The organism is Mesorhizobium sp. Root552 (assembly GCF_001427285.1).
Taxonomy (GTDB): domain Bacteria; phylum Pseudomonadota; class Alphaproteobacteria; order Rhizobiales; family Rhizobiaceae; genus Mesorhizobium.
The window spans coordinates 289,592-314,018 of the sequence record NZ_LMFV01000012.1 but is presented as its reverse complement, the minus strand read 5'-3'; the positions used below and the strand labels follow the sequence as shown (position 1 = coordinate 314,018).

At 62.4% G+C, this 24,427-nt stretch carries 23 protein-coding genes; 7 read left to right on the top strand and 16 right to left on the bottom strand.

Translation table 11 applies throughout. The annotated features are described in order from the left end of the window. Positions 1-27: 27 nt before the first annotated feature. The 3 genes from ASD50_RS07850 to ASD50_RS07840 are packed head-to-tail and all read right to left on the bottom strand — an operon-like array spanning position 28 to position 3,665. Positions 28-1,164: an ABC transporter substrate-binding protein gene (locus tag ASD50_RS07850; protein WP_056238462.1), complete on the bottom strand. Its 1,137-nt coding sequence runs from the start codon at positions 1,162-1,164 to the stop codon at positions 28-30. Positions 1,165-1,206: 42 nt separating this feature from the next. Next, positions 1,207-2,043, bottom strand: coding sequence for a tryptophan 2,3-dioxygenase (kynA, locus tag ASD50_RS07845; protein ID WP_056238457.1), 837 nt, complete (start codon positions 2,041-2,043; stop codon positions 1,207-1,209). Further along, positions 2,040-3,665 (bottom strand): AMP-binding protein, encoded by a 1,626-nt coding sequence (locus tag ASD50_RS07840; protein WP_056238456.1) that lies wholly within the window; start codon positions 3,663-3,665, stop codon positions 2,040-2,042. The genes kynA and ASD50_RS07840 overlap by 4 nt, the downstream gene beginning before the upstream one ends. A gap of 201 nt (positions 3,666-3,866) precedes the next feature. Between ASD50_RS07840 and ASD50_RS07835 the strand changes: the two genes are divergently transcribed. The 7 genes from ASD50_RS07835 (at position 3,867) to ASD50_RS07805 (ending at position 8,231) form a co-directional block, all read left to right on the top strand. Beyond that, positions 3,867-4,724, top strand: a complete 858-nt coding sequence (locus ASD50_RS07835) for an alpha/beta hydrolase (RefSeq protein WP_413813879.1) — start codon at positions 3,867-3,869, stop codon at positions 4,722-4,724. 118 nt (positions 4,725-4,842) lie between these two features. Beyond that, complete coding sequence (locus ASD50_RS07830) at positions 4,843-5,724, top strand: MBL fold metallo-hydrolase (RefSeq protein WP_056238815.1); 882 nt, start codon at positions 4,843-4,845, stop codon at positions 5,722-5,724. Next, entirely contained in the window at positions 5,721-6,056 is a 336-nt protein-coding gene (locus tag ASD50_RS07825; protein ID WP_056238451.1) for an ArsR/SmtB family transcription factor, read from the top strand. Before ASD50_RS07830 ends, ASD50_RS07825 begins: the two co-directional genes overlap by 4 nt. 31 nt (positions 6,057-6,087) lie before the next feature. Then, positions 6,088-6,306: a DUF2892 domain-containing protein gene (locus ASD50_RS07820; protein ID WP_056238448.1), complete on the top strand. Its 219-nt coding sequence runs from the start codon at positions 6,088-6,090 to the stop codon at positions 6,304-6,306. Then, the gene (locus ASD50_RS07815) at positions 6,306-6,737 is read left to right on the top strand and encodes a YeeE/YedE family protein (protein WP_056238447.1); all 432 of its coding nucleotides are present in this window, start codon (positions 6,306-6,308) and stop codon (positions 6,735-6,737) included. The genes ASD50_RS07820 and ASD50_RS07815 overlap by 1 nt, the downstream gene beginning before the upstream one ends. After that, on the top strand, positions 6,737-7,186 hold the full coding sequence (locus tag ASD50_RS07810) for a YeeE/YedE family protein (protein WP_056238446.1): 450 nt from the start codon (positions 6,737-6,739) through the stop codon (positions 7,184-7,186). Before ASD50_RS07815 ends, ASD50_RS07810 begins: the two co-directional genes overlap by 1 nt. 100 nt (positions 7,187-7,286) lie before the next feature. Further along, positions 7,287-8,231, top strand: a complete 945-nt coding sequence (locus ASD50_RS07805) for a 3-keto-5-aminohexanoate cleavage protein (RefSeq protein WP_056238443.1) — start codon at positions 7,287-7,289, stop codon at positions 8,229-8,231. 35 nt (positions 8,232-8,266) lie between these two features. On the opposite strand, the gene serA is transcribed toward ASD50_RS07805, so the two are convergent. The 13 genes from serA to tolQ all read right to left on the bottom strand — a co-directional run bounded on the left by serA (position 8,267) and on the right by tolQ (position 24,261). Then, complete coding sequence (gene serA, locus ASD50_RS07800) at positions 8,267-9,862, bottom strand: phosphoglycerate dehydrogenase (RefSeq protein WP_056238440.1); 1,596 nt, start codon at positions 9,860-9,862, stop codon at positions 8,267-8,269. Positions 9,863-9,986: 124 nt separating this feature from the next. Next, complete coding sequence (locus tag ASD50_RS07795) at positions 9,987-11,162, bottom strand: phosphoserine transaminase (protein ID WP_056238436.1); 1,176 nt, start codon at positions 11,160-11,162, stop codon at positions 9,987-9,989. 200 nt (positions 11,163-11,362) lie between these two features. After that, the gene (locus tag ASD50_RS07790) at positions 11,363-12,112 is read right to left on the bottom strand and encodes an outer membrane protein (protein ID WP_056238433.1); all 750 of its coding nucleotides are present in this window, start codon (positions 12,110-12,112) and stop codon (positions 11,363-11,365) included. A gap of 209 nt (positions 12,113-12,321) precedes the next feature. Further along, positions 12,322-13,185: an outer membrane protein gene (locus ASD50_RS07785; RefSeq protein ID WP_056238432.1), complete on the bottom strand. Its 864-nt coding sequence runs from the start codon at positions 13,183-13,185 to the stop codon at positions 12,322-12,324. Positions 13,186-13,395: 210 nt separating this feature from the next. Next, positions 13,396-14,748, bottom strand: coding sequence for a phosphoglucosamine mutase (gene glmM / locus ASD50_RS07780; protein ID WP_056238429.1), 1,353 nt, complete (start codon positions 14,746-14,748; stop codon positions 13,396-13,398). A 272-nt stretch (positions 14,749-15,020) separates the two neighbouring features. Further along, positions 15,021-16,958 carry an ATP-dependent zinc metalloprotease FtsH gene (gene ftsH, locus ASD50_RS07775; protein ID WP_056238427.1) on the bottom strand — a complete coding sequence of 646 codons (1,938 nt, stop codon included), beginning with the start codon at positions 16,956-16,958 and terminating at the stop codon, positions 15,021-15,023. Positions 16,959-17,074: 116 nt separating this feature from the next. Then, the gene (gene tilS, locus ASD50_RS07770; RefSeq protein WP_056238424.1) at positions 17,075-18,457 is read right to left on the bottom strand and encodes a tRNA lysidine(34) synthetase TilS; all 1,383 of its coding nucleotides are present in this window, start codon (positions 18,455-18,457) and stop codon (positions 17,075-17,077) included. Between the two features lie 16 nt (positions 18,458-18,473). Beyond that, complete coding sequence (gene ybgF, locus ASD50_RS07765) at positions 18,474-19,574, bottom strand: tol-pal system protein YbgF (protein ID WP_056238421.1); 1,101 nt, start codon at positions 19,572-19,574, stop codon at positions 18,474-18,476. A gap of 180 nt (positions 19,575-19,754) precedes the next feature. Continuing rightward, positions 19,755-20,261 carry a peptidoglycan-associated lipoprotein Pal gene (gene pal, locus ASD50_RS07760; RefSeq protein ID WP_056238418.1) on the bottom strand — a complete coding sequence of 169 codons (507 nt, stop codon included), beginning with the start codon at positions 20,259-20,261 and terminating at the stop codon, positions 19,755-19,757. Positions 20,262-20,483: 222 nt separating this feature from the next. Continuing rightward, entirely contained in the window at positions 20,484-21,773 is a 1,290-nt protein-coding gene (gene tolB / locus ASD50_RS07755; protein ID WP_244484461.1) for a Tol-Pal system beta propeller repeat protein TolB, read from the bottom strand. Positions 21,774-21,964: 191 nt separating this feature from the next. Further along, entirely contained in the window at positions 21,965-23,086 is a 1,122-nt protein-coding gene (locus ASD50_RS07750; RefSeq protein WP_056238411.1) for a cell envelope integrity protein TolA, read from the bottom strand. A gap of 5 nt (positions 23,087-23,091) precedes the next feature. Then, positions 23,092-23,541: a protein TolR gene (gene tolR / locus ASD50_RS07745; protein WP_056238408.1), complete on the bottom strand. Its 450-nt coding sequence runs from the start codon at positions 23,539-23,541 to the stop codon at positions 23,092-23,094. A gap of 9 nt (positions 23,542-23,550) precedes the next feature. Further along, positions 23,551-24,261 (bottom strand): protein TolQ, encoded by a 711-nt coding sequence (gene tolQ, locus ASD50_RS07740; RefSeq protein WP_056238405.1) that lies wholly within the window; start codon positions 24,259-24,261, stop codon positions 23,551-23,553. Between the last annotated feature and the right edge of the window lie 166 nt (positions 24,262-24,427).

The following is a 24,427-nucleotide window of genomic DNA, read 5'->3' as shown; positions in this document are numbered from 1 at the left end:
AAAACGGGGAGAAGGAAGCAGCAACCCTTACATCTTGCACTGCTCGGCGTAGGCGTCGCCGTGCTTTTCAAAGGCGGTCGCGATGATCTTGTTGGTTAAGACATCGCCTTCCTTCATCACCTCGCGAACGTAGATGTTCTGGATCGGGTGGTTGTTGGTGTTGAAGGAGAACTCGCCGCGCACCGACTTGAAGTCGGCAGCCTTGAGCGCCGCGCGGAAGGCGTCCTTGTCCTTCACGCTCGCCTTGGAAAGCGCCGACAGGATCAGGTTTGCCGTATCCCAGCTCTGCGCCGCATAGATCGAAGGCAGGCGGTTGTATTCCTTCTGGAAGGCTTCGACGAAAGCCTTGTTGGCTTCGTTGTCGAGATCCTTCGACCAGCTCGCCGAATTCTTCACGCCGAGCGCGGCGTCACCGATCGCCGGCAGCACGTCCTGGCTGAACGAGAAGCTTGGGCCCAGCACCGGGATGCCGACGCCCGACTGTGCGTATTGCTTCATGAAGGCGATGCCCATGCCGCCCGGCAGGAAGAAGAACACCGAATCCGCGCCCGAGGCGCGGATCTGCGCGATCTCGGCGGCGTAGTCGGTCTGGCCGACCTGCGTGTAAAGCTCGCCGGCCAGTTCGCCCTTGTAGTAGCGCTTGAAGCCTGTCAGCGAATCCTTGCCCGCCGGATAGTTCGGCGCAAGGATGAAGGTCTTCTTGTAGTCCTTGTTGGCGTACTGGCCCATCGCCTCATGGAAGTTGTCGTTCTGGTAAGCGACATTGAAATAGTTCTTGTTGCAGTTGGCGCCGGCCAGCGCCGAAGGGCCGGCATTCGGCGAGAGATAGATAACGTCCTGCGCCACCGTGTTCGGCACCACCGCCATGGCAAGGTTGGACCAGATGATGCCGGTCATCAGGTCGACCTTGTCGCTCTGGATCATCTTTTCCGCAATCTGAACGGCCAGTTCAGGCTTCTGGGCGTCGTCTTCCACGACGAGTTCCACGTCCTTGTTGCCGGACTGCTTCATCGCCAGCGTGAAGGCATCGCGCATGTCGACGCCAAGGCCTGCACCGCCGCCGGACAGCGTGGTGATCACGCCGATCTTCACCGGCTCGGCCTGGGCCAATCCCGATACCGTCAATGAAAGGCCAAGCAAGCTGGCCGCCAGAATTCCACGCATACTGTTCTCCTCCTTCAGTGCTCTCGTTTGTGGTCTTTTACGTCAGAGCCGGGTGCGAACTTTCCAGAGTTCCGGAAACAGTTCAACCTCCAGCATCTTTTTAAGATAGGAAACGCCGCCCGTGCCACCTGTGCCGCGCTTCAGGCCGATGATGCGCTCGACGGTGGTGACGTGGTTGAAGCGCCAGCGGCGGAAATAGTCTTCGAAATCGACAAGCTTCTCGGCCAGTTCGTAGAGCACCCAGTAGCGGTGCGGCTCACGATAGATCGCCTGCCATGCCGCAAGCACTTCCTCGCTTTCGGGCCGCGTTTCGCGCCAGTCGGTGCGCGTGCCGTCGGCGCCGATCTCGAAACCGTTGCGGCCGAGCAGAAGGATCGCTTCATCGTAAAGCGAAGGCTGGGCAAGGATCGCTTCGAGCTTCTCGACAAGGTCGGGGCGGTGCTTGTGCGGACCCAGCATGGCAAGGTTGCGGTTGCCGGCAAGGAACTCGATGGCCCGGTACTGCCACGACTGGAAACCGGACGACTGCCCGAGCGCGCCACGGAATTCCGTGTATTCGCTGGGCGTCATCGTGCGCAGAACGTCCCAGGCATTGTTGAGCTGCTCGAGAATGCGCGCCACCCTCGACAGCATCTTGAAGCAGGGCTGCACGTCATCGGCGCGTACGCAGGCGATCGCCGAGCGCAGTTCATGCAGGGCGAGCTTCATCCACAGTTCGGAGGTCTGATGCTGGATTATGAACAGCATTTCGTCATGCGCAGTCGAAAGCGGCTCCTGCGCGTCGAGCACTTTCTCGAGATGCAGATAATCGCTGTAGGACATGCGCCCCTTGAACGACATCTGCGCGCCTTCGCCGGACGGATCGTAGGCTTCGCTCATTGTGTGCGCTCCGTTCTCAGCCGGAAGCGCTGGATCTTGCCGGTCTGCGTCTTCGGCAGCGCTTCCACGAACCTGACCGAGCGCGGATATTTGTAAGGCGCAATCGTCGCCTTGACGTGATCCTGCAACCGCTTGACCGTGGTCGCGTCACCGGCAACGCCCTTGACCAGCACGACATACGCCTCGACGATCTCGCCCCGGTCGGTGTCGGGCGCGCCGATCACCGCGCATTCAGCCACTTCGTCATGGGCAAGAAGCGCTGCCTCGACCTCCGGTCCCGCGATATTGTAGCCGGCGCTGACGATCATGTCGTCGGAGCGGGCAGCGAAATGGAAGAAGCCGTCCTCGTCCTGCACGAAGGAATCGCCGGTCAGGTTCCAGCCGTTGCGGACATAGTTGCGCTGGCGGTCGTCGGCCATGTAGCGGCAGCCGGTCGGTCCGCGCACGGCGAGCCTGCCCACGCTGCCGCGCGGCACTTCGTTCATGTCTTCATCGACAATGCGGGCCTCGTAGCCTCCGACCGCTTTGCCGGTCGAAGCCGGCTTCATGTCCTCAAAGCGGTTGGAGATGAAGATGTGCAGCATCTCGGTGGCGCCGATGCCGTCGAGGATCGGCTTGCCGGTCTTTTCAACCCATTCATCGAACACCGGGCCGGGCAAAGTCTCGCCAGCCGACACCGCAACCCTGAGCGATGAAAGGTCCGCGCCCTCATCCATCGCCTTCATCATCGCCCGGTAGGCGGTGGGCGCGGTGAAGCTGATCGTCGCCTTGTAGGTTTCGATGATCTCGATCATGTTGGGCGGCGAGGCGTTTTCCAGAAGCGTCGCCGTCGCGCCGAAGCGCAGCGGGAAGATCGCAAGCCCGCCGAGGCCGAAGGTGAAGGCAAGCGGCGGCGAACCGACGAAAACGTCATCGGACGTCACGCCGAGAACTTCCTTGGCATAGCCATCGGCGATGATAAGCAGGTCGCGATGGAAATGCATCGTCGCCTTCGGCACGCCCGTGGTGCCGGAGGTGAAGCCAAGCAAGGCGACGTCGTCCCGTCCCGTCCTGACCGCCTCGAACCGCACGGACTTTGAAAGCGCGATACGGTCCAGCTCGGCGTCATGATTGGCGGTGCCGTCAAAGCCGATCACCTTGTTCAGGAAGGCGTTGTCCTTGGCGCAGGCCACCATTTCGTCCATCAGGCGGGTGTCGCACAGCGCCAGCCCGATCTCTGCCTTGTCGACGATCTTGGCCAGTTCGCCGGCGCGCAGCATCGGCATGGTGTTGACGACGACGGCCCCTGCCTTGGTCGCAGCCAGCCAGCAGGCCACCATGGCGGGGTTGTTGGCGGAGCGGATCAGGATACGGTTGCCCGGCTTGACGCCATAGTCCTCGACCAGCGCATGCGCCAGCCGGTTCGTCCAGTCCGACAGTTCCTTGTAGGTGCGCCGGCGGCCGTTGCCGATCAGCGCGGTATGGTCGCCGAAACCCTTTTCGACCATGCGGTCGGTCAGTTCGACAGCCGCGTTGAGGTAATCGGGATACTGGAAGCCATCGAGCAGGAAGGCCGGCCATTGGTCAGCCGGCGGAAGATTGTCGCGCGTAAACGTGTCGATATGCGCCGTGGGCCCAAGCATGGCAGTGATTTCCTCCCTGCGGCAGATGCCACGCGGCCTCCCGGCTACCAAGGCCTCATGAAAGGCGGGCCGTCTCGCGCAGCTTCTGTCCACCGGAAAAGCATGACATCTGTCGAAAATTATTTCAAGCCTAAAGTTTCTTGAGCGCCGATATTGACTTCGCACCCGGCGGCATCGCAGCTAGGGTCAGGACCTATTCATATGACTGAAATGACTGCCTGGAGGACGCCTGTGCTTACCCGCCGCATCGAAAACTGGAGCGACGCCTATACCAATGGCGCGCACATTGCCGGCGGCGAGCGCTGGCCTGCCGCCTGGGTGGAGCCGGCCCGCACATTCCGGGAAGGCCTGGGTGGAGACAGGGCGAGGCTCGACCTCGCTTACGGCGGAAAGGAACGCAACCGTATCGACCTGTTCCTGCCGCAAGGCACGCCGAAGGGCCTCGTCGTTTTCGTCCACGGCGGCTACTGGATGGCGCTGGACAAGAGCTACTGGTCGAACCTCGCCGCCGGCCCGCTGGCGCATGGATATGCCGTCGCCATGCCGTCCTACACGCTTTGCCCCGAAAACCGCATCGGCGGCATCGTCAAGGAAATCGGCGCGGCGATAACCGCAGCCGCGGCGATGGTCGAAGGGCCGATCATGCTGACCGGCCATTCCGCCGGCGGACATCTGGTCAGCCGCATGGCATCCGCAACCTCGCCGCTTTCAGGCGATATCCGCACCCGCATCCGGCATGTGGTTTCCATCTCGGGCGTCCATGATCTCAGGCCGCTCATGCGCACCGCGATGAACGAGACCCTGCGCATCGACGAAGCCGAAGCGCTGGCCGAAAGCCCGGTCCTGTTGCGGCCGATTGAGGGTATTCGCCTCACCTGCTGGGTGGGCGGCGCCGAGCAGGCGGAATTCGTGCGCCAGAACGCGCTTCTGGCCAACATCTGGACCGGCCTCGGTGCCGAGACAGCCGCCGTGGTCGAGCCCGACCGACATCATTTCAGCGTCATCGACGGGTTGGCCGACCCGGATCACGAACTGACGCGCTGCCTGCTCGCAAAGTAACAGGCAAGACGCAGCTATCCAGCCGGTTTCCCATCCACGCCGGTCTTCATTTTTTCAATTGCATTTTTTTGCAATCAATTATACGTAATTGAAATTGGCGAATGAGGGGAAGGGCATCATGGCAGGAAAACCCGAAGTCACGGCATTCTTCGATCCAAGGACATGGTCGGTGCAATATGTCGTCGCCGATGCGGCGCGCAAGAAGTGCGCCATCATCGATCCGGTCTACGATTTCGATGAAAAGTCAGGGCAGACCGCATCGGCCAATGCCGACCGTTTGCTCGAATTTGTTGCCAGCAAGGGCTACACGGTCGAGTGGATACTCGACACCCATCCGCACGCCGACCATTTCTCGGCAGCGACTTATCTCAAGAAGAAAACAGGCGCACCGACCGCCATCGGCGAAAAGATCAAGGACGTGCAAAAACTCTGGAAGAGTTTTTACAACTGGCCGGATTTCCCCGCCGACGGCTCGCAGTGGGACCACCTGTTCGCTGATGGCGACACCTTCAGGGTTGGCGACATCGACGTCCGCGTCATGCACTCGCCCGGCCATACGCTGGCCTCGATCACCTATGTCATCGGCGATGCCGCCTTCGTCCACGACACGCTGTTCATGCCCGACAGCGGCACCGCCCGCGCCGATTTCCCCGGCGGCAGCGCCAAGGCGCTGTGGAACTCAATCCAGGCGATCCTTGCCTTGCCGGACGACACCCGTATCTTCACCGGCCACGACTACCAGCCCGGCGGTCGCGAACCTTTGTGGGAATCGACCGTGGCCGAGCAGCGGGCGAAGAACTCCCATATGTCGAAATTAAGGACCGAGGCGGAGTTCGTCGCCGTTCGCGAAGGGCGCGACAAGACCTTGCCGATGCCCAAGCTGATCCTGCACTCGCTGCAGATCAACACCAATGGCGGGCGCTTGCCCGAAGCGGAAGCGAACGGAACACGCTACCTGAAGATCCCGCTCGATCTCTTGAATGGAGCACCGTGGGGATGAGCCCGGTTATTGTCAGAGCCGAACGGCTTTCCTGCGAAGCAGCCGATCTGAAGTCGAATGTCGAGGAGGCGTCCGCCTTCCTCAAGAAACTGTCCAATCCCGACCGCTTGCTTGTCTGTTGCGCGCTGGCCGACGGCGAGCGTTCGGTGCGCGAACTGGAAGACCTGCTCGGCATCCGCCAGCCCGGCCTGTCGCAGCAACTCGCCGAATTGCGCGAAGCCGGCCTGATTGCAGGGCGCAAGGAGGGCAAGCAGGTGTTCTACACCCTCGCCGACCCGCGTATCGAAGCCTTCATCGGCACCATGCACGCCCTGTTTTGCAAACGGCCCTGACCGCTACACTTCCAACCGCAAGGAGACTGCAATGAGCTTCAACGTCGGTACGCCTGACCGCATCGTGCGTGTCATTCTCGGCCTTCTGCTTCTCGTTCTCCCATTCGTCACCAACTGGGCGCTGTTCGGCAGCCCGGTGTGGGTCTGGATTTCGGTCATCGCCGGCCTGGTGCTGATCTTCACCGGCGTCGTGCGCTTCTGCCCCGCCTATCGCATCCTCAACCTGTCCACGGCAAAGAAGAACAGGTGATGACCGAGTTCACGCCATTTGCCTCGTTCCTCGGCGGAACGCTGATCGGCCTTGCCGCAGTCCTGTTGATGGCGCTGCATGGCCGCATCGCCGGCATGACCGGCATTCTCTCCGGGCTCATCCCGCCGACGGCACCCGACTGGACCTGGCGATTGGCCTTCCTTGCCGGCGCGGTTGCGGCACCGGCGCTGATCACCGGCTTCGGCGGATACGCCATCCCGTTCCACAGCGGCGTGCCGGCACCCTGGCTCGTTGTCGGCGGGCTGATCGTCGGTATTGGCGTGCATTTCGGCGCGGGCTGTCCGTCCGGCCACAGCGTATGCGGCATCGCCCGCCTCTCGCGACGCTCCATCACGGCCACTCTTGTCTTCATGGCCTCGACCGCGGTGACGGTGTTCATCGTTCGCCATGTGCTGGGAGGCCTGTCTTGATGCGCAATATTACAGCCCTGCTCGCCGGTGCAGTCTTCGGCACCGGCATCGCCATCTCCGGCATGATCAATCCGGCCAAGGTGCAGAACTTCTTCGATCTCGCCGGCACATGGGACCCATCGCTCGCCTTCGTCATGACGGGTGCGCTTCTCGTGACATTCGTCGGCTACAGATTGGTCCTCAAGCGCCCGGCCCCGGTCTTCGACACCAGCTTCCACCTTCCAGCAAAAAAGCAACTCGACCTGCCCTTGCTGGCCGGTGCAGCCACTTTCGGCATCGGCTGGGGCATCACCGGCTTTTGCCCCGGCGGCTCCATCCCGGCGCTCGGCCTGGCCGAGCCTTCGGCGCTGATCTTCATCGCGGCGATGGTCGTTGGCATTGCCCTTGCCCGCATCACCGGCAACTGGCGGCAGGCTTCCGCTTCGGTTGATGCCGACGCCGACGGCTGACACCCCGCGTGGTCCCGTCCGCGCCACCGTGCTGAGCCATATCGCTCGGCCCTGATCCCGCTATAGTGCGCCAAGCGTCCGATCAGAACGGGGAACAGGGATGAACGCACCGGCAAGCAGCAACCACAAGGTCATCATCACCTGCGCGGTCACCGGCTCGATCCACACGCCGTCAATGTCGCCGCACCTGCCGGTGACGGCAAGCGAGATCGCCGACGCGGCGGTGGGTGCAGCCGAAGCGGGCGCTGCCATCATCCACCTGCATGCGCGCAATCCGTCGGACGGCCGGCCGGACCAGAGCCCGGAGCTGTTCTCGCCCTTCCTGTCGGTGATCAAGCAGCGCTCGAACTGCGTGGTGAACATCACCACCGGTGGTGCTGCGACGATGACCATCGACGACCGTCTGAAACCCGCCAAGACCTTCAAGCCGGAGGTTGCCTCGCTCAACATGGGCTCGATGAATTTCGGCCTCCACCCGATGCTGAACCGTTTCACCGAGTTCAGGCATGACTGGGAGCGGCCTTATCTCGAAGGCTCGAAGGACCGCGTGTTCAAGAACACCTTCAGCGACATCGAATACATACTGAAGACCTGCGCCGACAACGGCACCCGCTTCGAGTTCGAATGTTACGACATCGGCCATCTCTACACGCTGGCCCATTTCGCCGATCTCGGCATCGTCAAGCCGCCCTTCTTCGTGCAAAGCGTGTTCGGCATCCTGGGCGGCATCGGCGCGCATTACGAGGATGTCGTCCACATGCATCGCACCTCCACACGGCTGTTCGGAAGCGATTTCCAATGGTCGGTGCTTGGCGCCGGGCGGAACCAGCTGCCGGTTGCCTCGATGTCCGTCGCGCTCGGCGGCCATATCCGCGTCGGGCTCGAGGATTCGCTATGGGCAGGTCGCGGCAAGCTCGCCCGCTCCAACGCCGAGCAGGTCGAGAAGGCCCGGCTCATCATCGAGAACATGGGCCTCGAGGTCGCCACCCCCGACGAGGCGCGCGAACTTTTGGCGCTCAAGGGCGGCGACATGGTGGCGTTCTGATACGCCACCATGAAGAACCGCGACGCGCCTTCGGCTCAATCAGCCACGTCGAACTGCAGCGGCTTTGCCGAAACGATCAGCGAGTGCTCCCGCAACTCCGCCAGCACCTTCTCGGGGAACGGTGCGTCCAGATAAAGCAGTGCGATGGCGTCGCCGCCCGGACGGTTGCGGCCGAGCTGGAAGTTGGCGATGTTGACGCCGTTCTTGCCGCACAGCGTGCCGAGTAGGCCGATGATGCCCGGCGCATCGGCGTTGGTCGTATAGAGCATGTGCTGGCCGACCTCGGCATCGAGGTTGATGCCCTTGATCTGGATGAAGCGTGGCTTGCCGTCGGAGAAGCAGGTGCCGGCAATGGCGCGCGTCCTGTGCTCGGTCTTCACCGTCAGCTTGATGTAGCCGTCGAACACGCCTGACTTGTCGCGTTTCACCTCGGCGACAATGATGCCGCGCTCCTTCACCATGATCGGCGCGGACACCATGTTGACGTCGGACACCTGCGGCCGGATCAGGCCGGCAAGCGTGGCGCTGATCAGCGCGCGCGTGTTCATCGTCGCCGTCTGCCCGTCGAACAGGATCTCGACCTCCTTGATCGGGTCGTCGGTGACCTGGCCGACAAAAGCCCCCAGCACTTCCGCCAGCTTGACGAACGGCTTCAGCCGCGGCGCTTCTTCCGCGCTGATGGCCGGCATGTTGATGGCGTTGGAAACCGCGCCCTTGATCAGGTAGTCCGACATCTGCTCGGCCACCTGCAACGCCACGTTCTCCTGCGCCTCCTCGGTGGAGGCACCCAAATGCGGCGTGCAGACCACGTTTTCCAGGCCGAACAGCGGGCTTTCCGTTGCCGGCTCCACCTCGAACACATCGATGCCTGCGCCGGCCACCTTGCCGCTCTTCAGCGCGGCCACCAGGTCAGCCTCGACGATCAGCCCGCCGCGCGCGCAATTGATGATGCGCACGCCGTCCTTCATCTTCGCGATCGCTTCGGCATTGATGATGCCGCGCGTCTTGTCGGTCATCGGCGTGTGCAACGTGATGAAATCGGCGCGAGTGAAGAGCTCGTCCAGTTCCACCTTGTCCACGCCAAGCTCCTCGGCCCGGCTGTCGGACAGGAACGGGTCGAAGGCAACGACGTGCATCTTGAGGCCAACGCCGCGCGTCGCCACGATGGAGCCGATATTGCCGCAACCGATGACGCCGAGCGTCTTGCCGGTGATCTCGACACCCATGAAGCGGTTCTTCTCCCACTTGCCGGCCTGCGTCGAGGCATTGGCTTCCGGAAGCTGGCGCGCCAGAGCGAACATCAGCGCAACGGCATGCTCGGCAGTCGTGATCGAATTGCCGAACGGCGTGTTCATGACGATGATGCCTCGGCGCGAGGCTGCCGGAATATCGACATTGTCGACACCGATGCCGGCGCGGCCCACCACCTTCAGATTGGTCGCCGCACCGAGCAGCTTTTCGGTGACCTTGGTGGCGGAGCGGATGGCGAGGCCGTCATACTGGCCGATGATCTCAAGCAGCTTTTCCTTGTCCTTGCCGACCTCGGGCAGATAGTCTACGTCGACACCGCGATCCTTGAATATCTGCACGGCGGTGGGGGAAAGCTTGTCGGAAACAAGAACGCGGGGCATGGGCTTAGTCCTTATGTCGGCACTGCCTTCGTTGAAGGCGCAGCGCAAAGTTCGGTGAAAAGTGAGATGGGTGGGGGGCTTGGGAGGCAGCGGCCCCCACCCTGGCCTTTTCAGGCCCTGTTCGTCAGGCGGCAGCCTTGAGGCCGGCCTTCTGCTGGGCGAAAGCCCAGTCCAGCCACGGCATCAGCGCTTCGACGTCTGCGGTCTCGACCGTCGCGCCACACCAGATGCGCAGGCCGGCCGGCGCATCGCGATAGTGCCCGATGTCAAAGGCCACGCCTTCCTTGTCGAGCAGCGAAACCAGGCCCTTTGCAAAGGCCGCCTGGCCGTCGGCGTCGAGCGCGGCAACCGCCGGATCGACGATCGACAGGCAAACGGACGTATTCGACCGCGTCGCCGGATCGACGGCCAGATTGCCGAGCCACGGCGAGGCTGCAACAAAACGATCGACAACGGCGGCATTGGCATCGACACGCGCCCTCAGCGCCGCAAGCCCGCCAATCTTCTTGGCCCAGCCCAGCGTGTCGAGATAGTCCTCGACGCACAGCATCGACGGCGTGTTGATCGTCTCGCCCTTGAAGATGCCCTCGATCAGCTTGCCGTTCGAGGTCAGGCGGAAGATCTTCGGCAGCGGCCATGCCGGCTTGTAGCTTTCCAGCCGCTCGACGGCTCGCGGGCTGAGGATCAGCATGCCGTGTGCGCCCTCGCCGCCGAGCACCTTTTGCCAGGAGAAAGTCACCACATCGAGCTTGGAGAAGTCGAGGTTCTGCGCAAACGCCGCCGAAGTGGCGTCGCAGATGGTCAGCCCCTTGCGTCCGGCCGGAATGAAGTCAGCATTCGGCACCCGCACGCCGGAAGTCGTGCCGTTCCAGGTGAAGACCACGTCACGGTCGAAATCGATCTGCTTCAGGTCCGGCAATTCGCCATACGGCGCTTCGATGCGGCGCACGTCGGCAAGCCTCAACTGCCTGACCACGTCGGTGATCCAGCCCGAGCCGAAGGATTCCCAGGCGACCATGTCGACGCCGCGTTCGCCGAGCAGCGACCAGAGCACCATCTCGACCGCACCGGTGTCCGAGGCAGGCACGATGCCGATGCGATGCGTCGAAGGCACTTCGAGCACTTCGCGTGTCAGGGCGATCGCCTGTTCGAGCTTGGCCTTTCCGATCTTGGCGCGGTGCGAGCGCCCAAGCACGGCGCCGTTCAGCGCCTCGACCGACCAGCCGGGACGTTTCGCGCAGGGACCAGAAGAAAAATTGGGATTTGCCGGACGCACGTCCGGCTTGGGGAAAGTCGTCATCGTGGCTATCCTTCCAGATAGTAAGCCCCTCGTTGGGGAGGGGTGGCCCACGGACGGCGATATGCCTCTACCTGCCGGGCGTCAAGAGAAAAGTTTTTGTCGCTTCCGGGATACTGTCAAAGCACCGCAAATTTTCCCACGGCGGCAACGAAAACGGCGGGCCAGGCCCGCCGCTTCATTTCGAATGTATACCGGGCGACTTACCAGAGGTCGTAGCGCAAGCCGACCTTGATCTGGTGGTTGTCGACGCCCTTCTGGATCGAATAGGCCGAAGCGCTGTCCAGCCGCGCATATTCGGCATCCGGCGCCGACATGAACTGATAGCCGAGATCGACGGCGACATTCTTGGACAGCTGATACGCGAAACCGGCATTGAGCGTGTAGGCCAGCGAATACTGGGTCTTGCTGTCGGTCAGGTTTGTACTGTTGGCTGGCGTTACGAGGTCTGTGAAAGCCAGACTTGCGTCACGCTTGCTCTGGAAGACACCGATACCTGCGCCGATGTAAGGCGTCACGCCGACATAGGTGCCGAGGTCCACATAACCGTTGACCATTGCCACGCGGGCGCTGTTTTCCACTCGGGACGTTGCGATATCGACGCCCGGATTCACTTCCGAGGCAGTGACTTCATTGCCCGGCAGGATGCCGAAGTTGATGTCGCTGCGAAGATAGTCGTTGAAGTGGTAGCCGAAGCCGACACTGGCAAATACCGGCTGATCGCGCTCCGAATAGGCAACCGTGGGCGAACCGAAGTCGACATTGCGGTAGGTTTCGTCGGCCAGGTAGGCGACGTCGCCGCGCAGATACCAGCCCGAACCTATTTCGACCGGTGTGTATTCAGGCGCCTGATCGACATAGATCGGCGGATCGTAGTCCGCTGCCAGCACCGCCGTGAAGGGCAGCGCCACCGTTGCGGCCAATGCCAGCGCAATGCGAGATTTCAGCTTCATGTCACCAACTCCCGAGGTTGGCGCTGGTAGAATCGGAAATGCCCAGCCGCCGTTTCAAGGGTATTGTTAACCATACAGGTTAAGTGGCGGTTAAGGATAACAGGAAGTTACGAAATGAATTTCAGGGTATCGGAAATCATTTCCAATGCCCAAAAGAAAACCGCCCGGCGCTGGGCCGGGCGGTCTTTCGACTTGGTTTGGGGAGATCGTTACTTGGTGTAGACCGGCTCCGGCTCGTAGGCGACCTGAGGCTCGTCGCACTTGCTGTTCCCGTTGAAGGAGTAGCGCAGACCGCCGCGCACTTCATGCACGTTGATGCCCCTGTCGAAGCCCGGACCAGCACCGCCCGCAGCGTCGATCTCGAACATCCGGCCACCATTGATGTGGCTGAAGCGATAGCCGACATCCACATCGAGATTGCGGGTCAGGCAGTAGGAAGCGCCGGCTGAGAGCGAGTAGGCGAAGCGCCAGCCCTTGCCGCCGCGATGCGTTGTATCGGTGCAGGTAGCGGGGTCGGTAGGATCAGTACAAATCGAATTGTTCAGGTCATCCCACTTCACACGCGCGCCACCGATGCCGCCGCCGATGTAAGGCGTAACCTTGTGCCAGGTGCCGAGATCGACATAGGCGTTGGCGAGAAGCAGCCACGCCGAGTAGGCTGTGGAGTCGACCGACGTGCAGCTTGTGCCCGGTACCGGCGGAATACAATCACCTATGGTCGCGCCACGGAACTTGGACTTGGCCAGCCAGTCCAGCGTCACGTCGGTGCGCAGATGCTCGTTGATCTGGTAGCCAACGCCGGCTCCGGTGGAAAAGGCGCTCTTAAGGCTGCCTTCCGTGAAGGAGTTCGTGCCGGGCGGTGGCCCGTAGACGATGTAGTCGGCGCCCCGGAACTTCGACCAGTGATAGTCGATGTCGCCACGAATGTACCAGCCGCCATAGTCAGCCGCCTCCTGATAGACGACAGGCGGTGCCTGCTCTACCACCGGCTCCATGATGTCCGCTGCAAGTACCGGACCGGCAAAGCCGATCGCAACCGCAGCCAACATCGCTTTCTTTGCGAAACTGAACATCCTCGTCACCCCTAAATGTCGGGACCCACAACCTGCCCGAAACTGCTTGAGTTCAACGTGGATAATGAATTGCAAAGGTTAAGGGCCGTTTAACCTTGATAATTAACCAAGAATCTTTGCGATTGCGGCTACGGTCAGGGCCGTTCGCTCTCGATGCCCATGAAAAAGGCCCGCCGAAGCGGGCCGTTTCAACGTCGATTTCCTGCCGCGTCAGGCCGCGTTTCTGGCCTGCGAAATGACCGTGACGAGGTCGTCCACGACCGTCTCGACCAGCTTCTGGTCGTCGCCCTCCGCCATCACGCGGATAAGGGGCTCGGTGCCGGAAGGACGGATAACGAGGCGTCCCGATTTGCCCAGCCTGTCGCGCGCTTCGTCGATCGCCTGCTTGACCTGGGTATCCTCGAGCGGGGCGCCGCCTGAAATGCGCACATTCTTCAGAAGCTGCGGCACTGGCTCGAACTTCTTGGAGATTTCGCTGACCGGCTTGTTCTGCCGCTTGATGCAAGCCAGCACCTGCAGCGCCGAAACCAGCCCGTCGCCGGTGGTCGAGAAATCGGACAGCACGATATGGCCGGACTGTTCGCCGCCGACATTCAAGCCATGCGCGCGCATATGCTCGACCACATAGCGGTCGCCGACCTTGGTGCGGTGCAGTTGCAGCTTGATGCCTTCGAGGAAGCGCTCGAGGCCGAGATTGGACATGATCGTCGAGACCACGCCGCCGCCGGCCAGGCGTCCGTTCTGCAGCCATGATTCCGCAATCAGCGCCATTATCTGGTCGCCATCGACGATCTCGCCGTTCTCGTCGACAATGACGACGCGGTCGGCGTCGCCGTCGAGCGCGATGCCGATATCGGCGCGCACCTCATGCACCTTCTTCTGAAGGCCGAGCGGATGAGTCGAGCCGCATTCCTTGTTGATGTTGAAACCGTTCGGATCATCGTTGATGGCGACGACTTCCGCACCGAGTTCCCAAAGCGCAGCCGGCGCAACCTTGTAGGCAGCACCGTTGGCGCAGTCGACCACGATCCTGAGGCCCGACAGCGACATGGAGCGCGGCAGCGTGCGCTTGGCGAATTCGATATAGCGGTCATGCACGCCGTCCACGCGCTTGGCCCGGCCAAGCCCATCGGAATCGGCCAGCGCCATCTCGATGTCCTCATCGAGCATCGCCTCGATGCGTTCCTCGATCTCGTCTGACAGCTTGTAGCCGTCAGGACCGAACAGCTTGATGCCGTTGTCGTGATAGGGATTGTGCGAGGCCGAGATCATCACGCCGATGTCGGCGCGCAGCGAGCGCACCAGCATGGCAACCGCCGGCGTCGGAATGGGGCCGAGCAGGAACACATCCATGCCGGCGGCGCACAGTCCGGCCACCAACGCGTTTTCGATCATATAGCCTGAAAGGCGCGTATCCTTGCCCAGCACGACGCGGTGACGGTGGCTGCCGCGATGAAACGAAAGGCCCGCCGCCATGCCGACGCGCATGGCGATCTCGGCTGTCATTGGAAACTTGTTGGCCCGCCCCCGGATCCCGTCGGTACCGAAATAACGTCCCATCAATTGCTTTCCCTGGCGGTTTCGACAGCAGCATCTAATGCCATAGCCGTCAAAAAATCGATTATCACATTGTGTGATCTAAGGTTACGATTCCTTAGAAAATCGTTCGTTTGGCGTAAATTTCCCGGACTTTGGCGGTGGATTGTCGAAATTTTCGCACTTTCACCGACCCGTAGCGGACCAGAAGCGCACGTCGCTCACACCTTGACTGGACGCTCCAAACCAAAAAACGCCGCAGCAAATGCCACGGCGTTTTCTGTTTGATCGAACATGGCTCAGCCTTGCGGCTGGGGCTCCATGCCGCCTTCAGGCTCCGAGCCCTTCTTCTTGCCGCGCGCCGCCCCACCGGCCTTCGGCACCGCCGAGCCGCGGCTGGTCGGCGTATCGTCGCCCAGATCGCGCGAAGGCTTGTTGCCGGCGAGCAGTTCCTTGATCTCGTCACCGGACAGCGTCTCGTATTCGAGCAGCCCTTCGGCAAGCGCCACCCAGTCCTTCTTCTTCTTGGTCAGAACGGTCTTGGCGGTCGAATAAGCTTCGTCGATCAGCCGGCGCACTTCGCCATCGATGATCTGCGCCGTCTCTTCCGAGATGTTCTGCTGGCGGGCAACCGAATGGCCGAGGAACACTTCCTCCTGGTTGTCACCATAGGCGACATGGCCGAGCTTGTCGGAGAAGCCCCAGCGCGTCACCATGGCGCGCGCCAGCTTGGTCGCCTGCTCGATGTCGGAGGACGCACCAGACGTGATGTTCTCCTTGCCGAACTTGAATTCCTCGGCAACGCGCCCGCCCATCATGATCGCCAGGCGCGAGATCATGTACTTGTAGCTCATCGAATAGCGGTCGCCTTCCGGCAACTGCATGACCATGCCGAGCGCACGGCCGCGCGGAATGATCGTCGCCTTGTGCAGCGGATCTGCCGACGGCACGTTGAGCGCGAGGATGGCATGGCCGGACTCGTGGTAGGCGGTGAGCTCCTTCTCCGCCTGCGTCATCGCCGACGAACGCCGCTCGGCGCCCATCATGATCTTGTCCTTGGCGTCCTCGAACTCGGCCATGGTGACAAGGCGCTTGTTGCGCCGCGCCGCCATCAGCGCCGCCTCGTTGACGAGGTTCATCAGGTCGGCGCCAGAGAAGCCCGGCGTGCCGCGTGCGACCGTCTTCAGGTCGACGTTAGGAGCCAGCGGCACATTGCGGACGTGAACCTTGAGGATTTTCTCGCGGCCGACGATGTCCGGGTTCGGCACCACGACCTGGCGGTCGAAGCGGCCCGGGCGCAACAGCGCGGGATCGAGCACGTCGGGACGGTTGGTGGCGGCGATGAGGATGATCGACTCGTTCGATTCAAAGCCGTCCATTTCGACCAGCAACTGGTTCAGCGTCTGCTCGCGCTCGTCGTTGCCGCCGCCGAGACCGGCGCCGCGATGGCGGCCGACCGCGTCGATTTCGTCGATGAAGATAATGCAGGGCGCATTCTTCTTGGCCTGGTCGAACATGTCGCGGACGCGGCTTGCGCCAACGCCGACGAACATCTCGACGAAGTCGGAACCGGAAATGGTGAAGAACGGCACGTTCGCCTCACCCGCCACGGAGCGGGCCAGCAAGGTCTTGCCGGTGCCGGGAGGGCCGACCAGCAGCACGCCGCGCGGAATCTTACCGCCGAGACGCTGGAACTTCTGCGGATCACGCAGGAACTCCACGATTTCCTCGAGGTCTTCCTTCGCTTCATCCACGCCGGCGACGTCCTGGAAGGTTATGCGGCCATGCGCCTCGGTCAAGAGCTTGGCCTTGGACTTACCGAAACCCATCGCGCGGCCGGAGCCGGACTGCATCTGGCGCATGAAGAATATCCACACGCCGAGGATCAGGATCATCGGCAGCCAAGAGATCAGGTAGCCGAACAGCGTGTTGGAGCCGTCCGTCTCTGGGCGCGCGTTGATGGTGACGTTCTTCGCCTCCAGCCTGGAAACCAGCGACGGATCGCCGGGCGAATAGGTCTGGAAGCCGGCAGCGCTGTCGGTGTAGTTGCCGCTGATGCGATCGCCGGCGATGGTCACCGACTTCACCCGGCCCGAATTCACGTCCAGCAGGAACTGGGAATAGGGAACATCCGTCGAAGCCCCGCGCGTCTGCGGCGTCTGGAACAGATTGAAGAGAGCGATAAGCAGGACGGCTATGATCGCCCACAGCGCAAGGTTGCGATAGTTCGGATTCATCGATTGTCCCGTTGGCGGCGAGCGTTTGCCGCGCGTGTTGAAAGAAGCTTTAGCCTCAGCTTATGCCTAACATAGGCAGCCCACATCCCCTTGCCAAGCGCAACCGCGCGGCTCGGTTAAGTCTTCGACCATGGTCTATCGTTGCGCGCGTCACTTAATGGTGATTGCGGCACCTCGGGCGCGCCGAGCAGATCGGACGTGGCACGCGCAGCCCTCAGGTCGAACGAGGGCAGGAAGCGCACCCACGGCGCGACGACGGGCCTCGCCGCATAGCCTGAAACAATACCGCTATCTCCAGCAAAACCAAGGCATTCGGCGCCCCGCCATAACGCTGGTTCGGCGGAAAGCGCTGCACGCGCAAGGCTTTTCGGCACGGCATTCCCGGCCTCTTCGGCAAGCCTGGCGCCACAGGTCGGGCCTGCGGCAGCGATCACCAAGCCATCGATTGCGTCGTTGAAAGTGATCAGCCGTCGGCCGTCCCACACCATGTCTTGCGCCACAGATTGCGGTTCCGGCAGGCCGCGCGCCTCCCGATGGAGAAAAATGCCGCTGCGCCGCGCGTCCACCGTCACCCGCGACAATGTGGCGCGAAGCTTTTGGCCAGCAAGCCGGTCGAACAGGGCCGCCGTCCGCGCCTCGTCGGGCAGGAACGGCACGCCGCCGACACTCGCCAGCAGGATGCGCAGCGCATAGACCGCGGCGTGTTTCTCCGCGCTGGCAAATTCCGGGCCGAGCCTGACAAGCCCCCGTACCGGCTGGCTCGCCAACGAACCGATCAGGCGGGTCGCCTTTTCACCAAGTTCGATGCGCCGCAGCGCAGCACCTGCCGCCAGATCAAGCACCGCCGCAAAATCTTCGCCGCCATCGCCGATGGCAGCGCGCACGCGCGGACGCTCATAGGTCGCATCGGCATTGGTCGGGTCATCGATCCACGAAAAATTTCGCCGCCGCAGCACGTCGCGCAGGGCTTCGCGGCTTGCGCCGAGCAGCGGGCGCACGATCCAGACAGAGCCTTCGTAAAGTGTCGCGGGCGCCATGCCGGCAAGGCCGCGCCCGTCATCCGCCGCGCTGCGCTGCCGCCGCATCATTATTGTCTCGGCCTGGTCGTCGGCGGTATGGCCAGTCAAAACCATGCCGATGCCTTCGGCGCGGGCTGCTTCGGCCAGCAACCGGTAGCGGGCCTCGCGCGCCGCAGCCGGAATGCCCGTGTCGGGCTTTTCGCCGGTCCAGACCATGGTGCGATGGACGATGCCGAGACGCCCGCAAAGCGCTTTGACGGCAAGAGCTTCACCCGCCGACGCCGGCCGCAACGCATGATCGACCGTCACCGCGACAAGCCTGGCGGTGGGTGCAAAGCGTTCTAAATGTTCTTTGAGAAGAATGAGCAGGGCGGTGGAGTCGCTGCCGCCGGAGACGGCTGCAATCGCGCCGCTGGAAAAATCGATATTGGAAAAGAAGGAGGTCTCGGCTTCCGCTGAAGCCGCTATGGCAACATGCATTGCGGTTGCCCCGGCATCAGCAGGACGCGAGCGCCCGCTCCTGTTTCACGCGCTCCTTGAGCGTGCCGGAAGCATTGGGGTAGCGCTTGCCGATCTCGCCAAAGGTAGCGCAGGCGACATCGCGCTGCTTGAGGCCGACCAGCGAAACGCCGAGCTTCAGCATCATGTCGGGAGCCTTCTTGGCCTTCGGGTAATCCTTGCTTGCGGCGAGGAAAATTTCGGCCGCATCGCGGTATTTCTGCTGCCCGAGCAGCGATTCACCCAGCCAGTAATGCGCGTCAGCCGACTTGGTGTCCTTCGGAAAACGCGAGATGTAGTCGCGGAACCCTAGCTCGGCGGTGCCGTAGTCGCCCGACAGGATGAACTGGTAGGAATTGCGGTAAAGCTCGTCGGCATTGTCCGTCTGCGGCAGCGCCGCCACAATCGAACCGCCGCTTGTGCCCCCCTGCGTGTCCACGGAGGGACTGTTCACGGAGGAACTGTCCCCGGTCGCCGTCGTAGACTGCGTGTTGCTGCCGGCGTCGATCACATTGCCGTTCTTGTCGACGGTGATGGTGCCGAAAGTCTTGGGAGGCGCGCCGGTGCCCGTACCAGTGCCAGTGCCGGGAATGACCTGGCCCGGATCACCCGTTCCCGAATCGATGATGACGTCCTCGACCGAGGCTCCCCCGGCGAGATCGCCGGAGGTCGAGGGTTCTTCCGTCGAGGTTCCGGCAACCGAACCTTCGGTCGCCTCGCCTGCGTCGGACTTCTTCTGGGTTGCAGGCGCTGCTCCGCCCGAGCCCTCAAGCTGCTGTAGGCGGAACTCGTTGTCTTCCTGCTGCTTGCGGATCTGTTCCTGCATCTGCAGGATCTGGAAATTGAGTTCCTCGACCCTGCCGGTCAGGGCACGGATCTGCTCTTCCAGCCCGGCCGTGCCGCCAGACTGGGCAAGCTGCACATTGCTTTCGGTCTGGTCGTTCGCGCCCTTGCTGCCGAACACGCCCGGCAAACCGATGCTGGGCAGGTGGAAACCGCTATTGGCCGGCGCCGAAGTTCCGGTGCCGCTCGCCAGGGCTGCCGCCCCGGAAAAGAGCAACGCCGCCAGCGTGCCGCTCAGGATTGTTCTTAGATGCATAAGCCTCTCGCCGTGATAGTAAAAACCCCAATCGAACGCCTGCCCAAAGCCTCGAAGGGCAGGCGGGACCCGCTTCTAACAGGACGCGAGACTTCGGCCAAATTTTGTTTCGTCCTTCACGAAACGAAAAAGGCGGCCCGCAGGCCGCCTTTCCAGCTAATTCTGTTGCATTTATGCCGATCAGGAACCGGCGCCGCCCAGCGTGGTGACCGCGCGGCGGTTCTGCGACCAGCAGGAAATGTCGTCGCAAACCGCGACCGGACGTTCCTTGCCGTAGGAAATCGTCTTGATGCGGCCGGCATTGACGCCCTGGCCGGCCAAGTAGTCGCGGGTGGCGGCAGCGCGGCGTGCACCGAGCGCGAGGTTGTATTCGCGCGTTCCGCGCTCATCGGCGTGGCCTTCGACCACGATCGAATATTGCGAGTACTTGTTCAGCCACTGGGCCTGGCGGGCCAGCGTCTGCTGGGCGTCGGCGCGGATGGACGTGGAATCGGTGTCGAAGAAAATACGGTCGCCGATGTTGACGGTGAAGTCCTGCGCCGAACCGGGCGTTGCGGCGCCTGCACCGCCAAGGCCGAGGTCCGCCGCATTGTTCGGGGACTTCTTCGAAGCGCAGCCTGCAATCGCCAGCGAGGCGACCAGTGCGATCATGACCGGATTTGCTGCAAGTTTTGCGATACGGCGCATGCCGCCTCTCCTTCGCATTCGAGTGATTTCGTTGATCTGCCAGTAACCACGTTTGGGTTAACCGGCGTTCAAGAAACACGGTTAAAATTCAGTTTCAGCCGCCGTCCGCGGCCCCTTTCGAGCACTTGCTTTCCGCTGTAGGGCCAAATGCGGCCAAAAGGCGACGAAGCCATGAAAAAGGGGCGCTCAGCCCCTTTTCGCGATAAACTACGCAGCCGGCGATTATTCCAGCAGCGGCGACCAGGCAGGGTCGGAGCCATAGTTGGCCGTCGGGATCGGTTGCTCGTTGCGGCCGGTCAGGTCGATGGAAAAGAGCTTCGGACCGCCGCCGCCGGGCGAGTCGCGGAAGAACATCAGGACGCGCCCGTTCGGTGCCCAGGTCGGGCCTTCCTGCTGGAAGCCGGATGACAGGATGCGCTCGCCCGAGCCGTCGGTGCGCATCACGCCGATCTGGAATTCGCCGCCCGATTGCTTGGTGAAGGCGATCAGGTCGCCGCGCGGCGACCACACCGGCGTCGAATAGACACCGTCGCCGAACGAAATGCGGTTCTGGCCGGAACCGTCGGCCCCCATGAGGTAGATCTGTGCGCGGCCGCCGCGGTCAGATGTGAACACGACCTGGCTGCCGTCCGGAGAATAGGACGGCGAGGTATCGATGGCCGTCGAATTGGTCAGCCGCGTGGTGTTGCGGCTTCTCAGGTCCATGGCGAAGATGTTGGAATTGCCGTCGTCGCGCAGCAGGCTCATGATGACCTTCTGCCCGTCCGGCGAAAAGCGCGGCGCAAACGTCATGCCGGGGAAATTGCCGACCAGTTCGCGCTGCCCGGTCTCGATCTGCAACAGATAGACCTTCGGCTGCCCGCTCTCATACGACATGTAGGTGATTTCCTGCCGGTTCGGCGAGAAACGCGGCGTCAAGACGATCGACTTGCCATCGGAAAGGAAGCGCGCGTTGGCTCCGTCCTGGTCCATGATGGCCAGCCGCTTCTTGCGCGCGTTCTTGGCGCCCGACTCGTCGATATAAACGACACGCGTGTCGAAATAGCCCTTCTCGCCGGTCAGCCGCTCATAGATGGCGTCGGCAATGATGTGGGCGACACGGCGGGTGTTGGTGTCGTTGGCGAAGAACTGCTCGCCGGAAAGCTGCTGGCCGGCGAAGGTGTCCCATAGCCGGTACTCCGCCCGGATGCGGCCGTCTGCTTCCTTGCTGACGCGCCCCGTCACCAGCGCCTGGGCATTGATGACCTTCCAGTCATCGAAGCGCGGAGCGACATCGGGATTGGAGATCTTTTCGATGAACGCGCCCTTGTCGATCGGCGCAAACAGCCCGGAACGCCTGAGATCGGCGGTTACGATGCTGGAAATCTCTGCGCCCAGCGCATCGCCGGCGAGAAAATCGGTGATCGCGATCGGCAACGGCTCGATCGTGCCCTTGTTGACGTCGATTTCCACCAGCGCGTTTGCGGGGACGACGGCAAATCCGCCGATGCCGCCGGCAAGCGCGGCAGCCATGATCAGCGTTTTCAAGAGTTTCTTCATAAATTCAGCCTCGTTCTGTCAGTCCGGCATTATTTTCTGGTGGCTCGGAGGTTCAGGTCAGGACGAGCCGAAAACGGCGAGACCGGCGCGCAGTGCACGTTTTGGTACATGAACGCCGGAAGCGCAGATATCCGCCATTTGCAGGCCGTCATCACCTGAACCACCTAGAACATCTCACTGGGATCGAAGTTCACCACCACTTCCGACCAGCTGTCGTATTTGTCGGCCGGAAGGTTGAAGGGCGCGCATTTCTGCACCGCCCGGACCGCCGATTCAGCAGCAGTTCTGCCCGGACCCGACGCGGCACCGCCTGCGATAATTTCCGGCCTGCCTTCCAGCACACCGGACGGATCGAGGTGGAAGCGAACCGAAACCTTGAGCATCGCGGCGTCGTCGACGCCGGCGGGAATGCTCCAGCAGCCGCCGAGCTTCTGGCGCAACGCATCCATCTCGTTTTGCGACAGCCTGTTGCCGCCGGTCGACTTTTCGCCGCCCAACGAAGCCTCCTGCGTCGAGCGCTTGGCGCCGCCGCCGGACGGCTTCTGCTTGTTGAGCAGCGCCGCCACCTCATCGGCGTTGAATTCCTTGTCTTCCGACTTCGGCTTCGATGCAGCTTCCTTGACCGGCTTTTCCGAATCCTTGCGGTCCGGCGCCTTGGCCGTTTCCGCCGGAGCCGGCTTCGGGCGCGGCTTCATCTCGGGAACCGGCGCGGAATCCGGCAATTGCGCGGCTTCGGTCGGCTGTTGCTCGGCAGCGATCGCCTCGGCAACGGCATCCGGCTTCACCGCCGCCGTCTTTTCTTCGGTCGGCTGCTGCGGCGGATCGGGTTCCTTGACCGGATCGGGCTTCACTTCTTCCTTCGGCTGCGGCACCGGCGTAACGTCCGTCGCGGGAACCGGCTTCGGCTCCTCCTTCGGCTTCTGCACCTCTTCCGGGTTGGGCTGTTCCTTCGGCTCAGGCGCAGGCGGCGTGGCAGCAGCGGTATCGACCGGCTTCGGCTTTGCTTCCGGCGTGATCGGCTTCTTGGTGTCGACGCTGTTTTCGCCGACATCCTGGGCGTCCGCGACGACATCCGGGCGCTTGGTCGGCGTTGGCGCCGCCTTCTCCTTCATCGTCGCCTTCTTGTCGCCCTGCTGGATCTGGGTGATCTCTTCCAGCGGCACGATATCGACAGGCAACGCCTCGACGTCGGTCACCTCGAAGGCAGCCGGCGCCGACAGCGAAAACAGCCCGACAACGAGCACCGCCGCATGCATGACCACCGATGTCGTGAGGCCGACCTTCAAGATTGCTATTCCTGTTCCTGAAGCGTGACGAGGCCGAGGTTCTTGTAGCCGGCGGCTGAGATGCGAGCCATGACCTTCATCACCGTGCCGTAATCGGCGGTCTTGTCGCCGCGCACATAGATGCGCTCTTCATAGCCGGTCTTGGAAATCGCCTCGAGCTTCGGCACCACCTCTTCGAGGGGGATTTCCGTCTCCTGCAGGTAGATCTGGCCGGTCTCGTTGACCGAGACGGTGATCGGCTGCGTGTCGGAATTCATCGGCTTGGCCTGCGTCTCCGGCAAATCGATCGGCACGCCGACCGTCAGCAGCGGCGCCGCCACCATGAAGATGATGAGCAGCACCAGCATGACGTCGACGAACGGCGTCACGTTGATTTCCGACATCAGCGCATTGCGGCGGCCGCGCCTGCCGCGCCCACCTCTGGCTCCACCGCCCGTACCTACTGACATTCCCATGATCGAACCTCAGGCTGCCTTGGCGACTTTTTCATCGATTTGGCGCGACAGTATGGCGGAGAACTCGTCGGCGAAGCCCTCCATGCGCCCCGCCAGCTTGCCGGCGTCCGATGACAGCTTGTTGTAGGCGATGACCGCGGGAATAGCCGCGAGCAGGCCGATTGCCGTCGCGAGCAGCGCTTCCGCGATGCCGGGCGCCACCACCGCGAGGCTGGTCGACTTCGAGCCGGCAATTGCCTGGAACGAGGTCATGATGCCGACGACGGTGCCGAACAGGCCGATGAACGGAGCTGCCGAGCCGATGGTGGCGAGGAAGCCGAGCCTGCCCTCCAGCCGCTCCATCTCGCGCGTCAGCGCCAGGTCCATCGCCTTGTCGATACGCGTCTGCAGGCCGAGCGGCGACTTCGCGCCCTTCTCGAAGCTCTTCTTCCATTCGCGCATGGCGGCGACGAAGATCGAGCTCATGCCCGAAGTCTTGCGGTCGGCCAGCGTGCGGTAGAGTTCTTCCAGCGACTGCCCGGACCAGAAGATCTGTTCGAAGCGGTTGAGCGCGAGTTTCATGCGGCTGTACGAGATGACCTTGTCGACCACGATGGCCCAGGTCCAGATCGAGGCCCCGAGCAGGCCGATCATGACCAGCTTGACCACCCAGTTGGCCTGCATGAACAAAGCCCAGATCGACAGTTGCGCTGCCGGTTCGGCGAGAGCGATATTTTCCATCCAAACGTTCCTTAAAACTTCCCGGGCGTGGCTCTCTGCTAGCCCACGGCGCATTACCCCTTGTGGCCCGTACGCGCGAACCTGTCGGAAATGCCCCAAATAGCGCTGATAGCGGCCTTTTCAGGGCAAATCTTGGTGAAACGAAGGCGCACGATTCCCGTTAATT

Coding starts and splice junctions, on each gene's coding strand:
- ASD50_RS07850 (WP_056238462.1), bottom strand. CDS start 1,164: ATGCGTGGAATTCTGGCGGCCAGCTTGCTTGGCCTTTCATTGACGGTA.
- kynA (WP_056238457.1), bottom strand. CDS start 2,043: ATGAGCGAAGCCTACGATCCGTCCGGCGAAGGCGCGCAGATGTCGTTC.
- ASD50_RS07840 (WP_056238456.1), bottom strand. CDS start 3,665: ATGCTTGGGCCCACGGCGCATATCGACACGTTTACGCGCGACAATCTT.
- ASD50_RS07835 (WP_413813879.1), top strand. CDS start 3,867: ATGACTGAAATGACTGCCTGGAGGACGCCTGTGCTTACCCGCCGCATC.
- ASD50_RS07830 (WP_056238815.1), top strand. CDS start 4,843: ATGGCAGGAAAACCCGAAGTCACGGCATTCTTCGATCCAAGGACATGG.
- ASD50_RS07825 (WP_056238451.1), top strand. CDS start 5,721: ATGAGCCCGGTTATTGTCAGAGCCGAACGGCTTTCCTGCGAAGCAGCC.
- ASD50_RS07820 (WP_056238448.1), top strand. CDS start 6,088: ATGAGCTTCAACGTCGGTACGCCTGACCGCATCGTGCGTGTCATTCTC.
- ASD50_RS07815 (WP_056238447.1), top strand. CDS start 6,306: ATGACCGAGTTCACGCCATTTGCCTCGTTCCTCGGCGGAACGCTGATC.
- ASD50_RS07810 (WP_056238446.1), top strand. CDS start 6,737: ATGCGCAATATTACAGCCCTGCTCGCCGGTGCAGTCTTCGGCACCGGC.
- ASD50_RS07805 (WP_056238443.1), top strand. CDS start 7,287: ATGAACGCACCGGCAAGCAGCAACCACAAGGTCATCATCACCTGCGCG.
- serA (WP_056238440.1), bottom strand. CDS start 9,862: ATGCCCCGCGTTCTTGTTTCCGACAAGCTTTCCCCCACCGCCGTGCAG.
- ASD50_RS07795 (WP_056238436.1), bottom strand. CDS start 11,162: ATGACGACTTTCCCCAAGCCGGACGTGCGTCCGGCAAATCCCAATTTT.
- ASD50_RS07790 (WP_056238433.1), bottom strand. CDS start 12,112: ATGAAGCTGAAATCTCGCATTGCGCTGGCATTGGCCGCAACGGTGGCG.
- ASD50_RS07785 (WP_056238432.1), bottom strand. CDS start 13,185: ATGTTCAGTTTCGCAAAGAAAGCGATGTTGGCTGCGGTTGCGATCGGC.
- ftsH (WP_056238427.1), bottom strand. CDS start 16,958: ATGAATCCGAACTATCGCAACCTTGCGCTGTGGGCGATCATAGCCGTC.
- tilS (WP_056238424.1), bottom strand. CDS start 18,457: ATGCATGTTGCCATAGCGGCTTCAGCGGAAGCCGAGACCTCCTTCTTT.
- ybgF (WP_056238421.1), bottom strand. CDS start 19,574: ATGCATCTAAGAACAATCCTGAGCGGCACGCTGGCGGCGTTGCTCTTT.
- pal (WP_056238418.1), bottom strand. CDS start 20,261: ATGCGCCGTATCGCAAAACTTGCAGCAAATCCGGTCATGATCGCACTG.
- tolB (WP_244484461.1), bottom strand. CDS start 21,773: ATGGCTGCCGCGCTTGCCGGCGGCATCGGCGGATTTGCCGTCGTCCCC.
- tolR (WP_056238408.1), bottom strand. CDS start 23,541: ATGGGAATGTCAGTAGGTACGGGCGGTGGAGCCAGAGGTGGGCGCGGC.
- tolQ (WP_056238405.1), bottom strand. CDS start 24,261: ATGGAAAATATCGCTCTCGCCGAACCGGCAGCGCAACTGTCGATCTGG.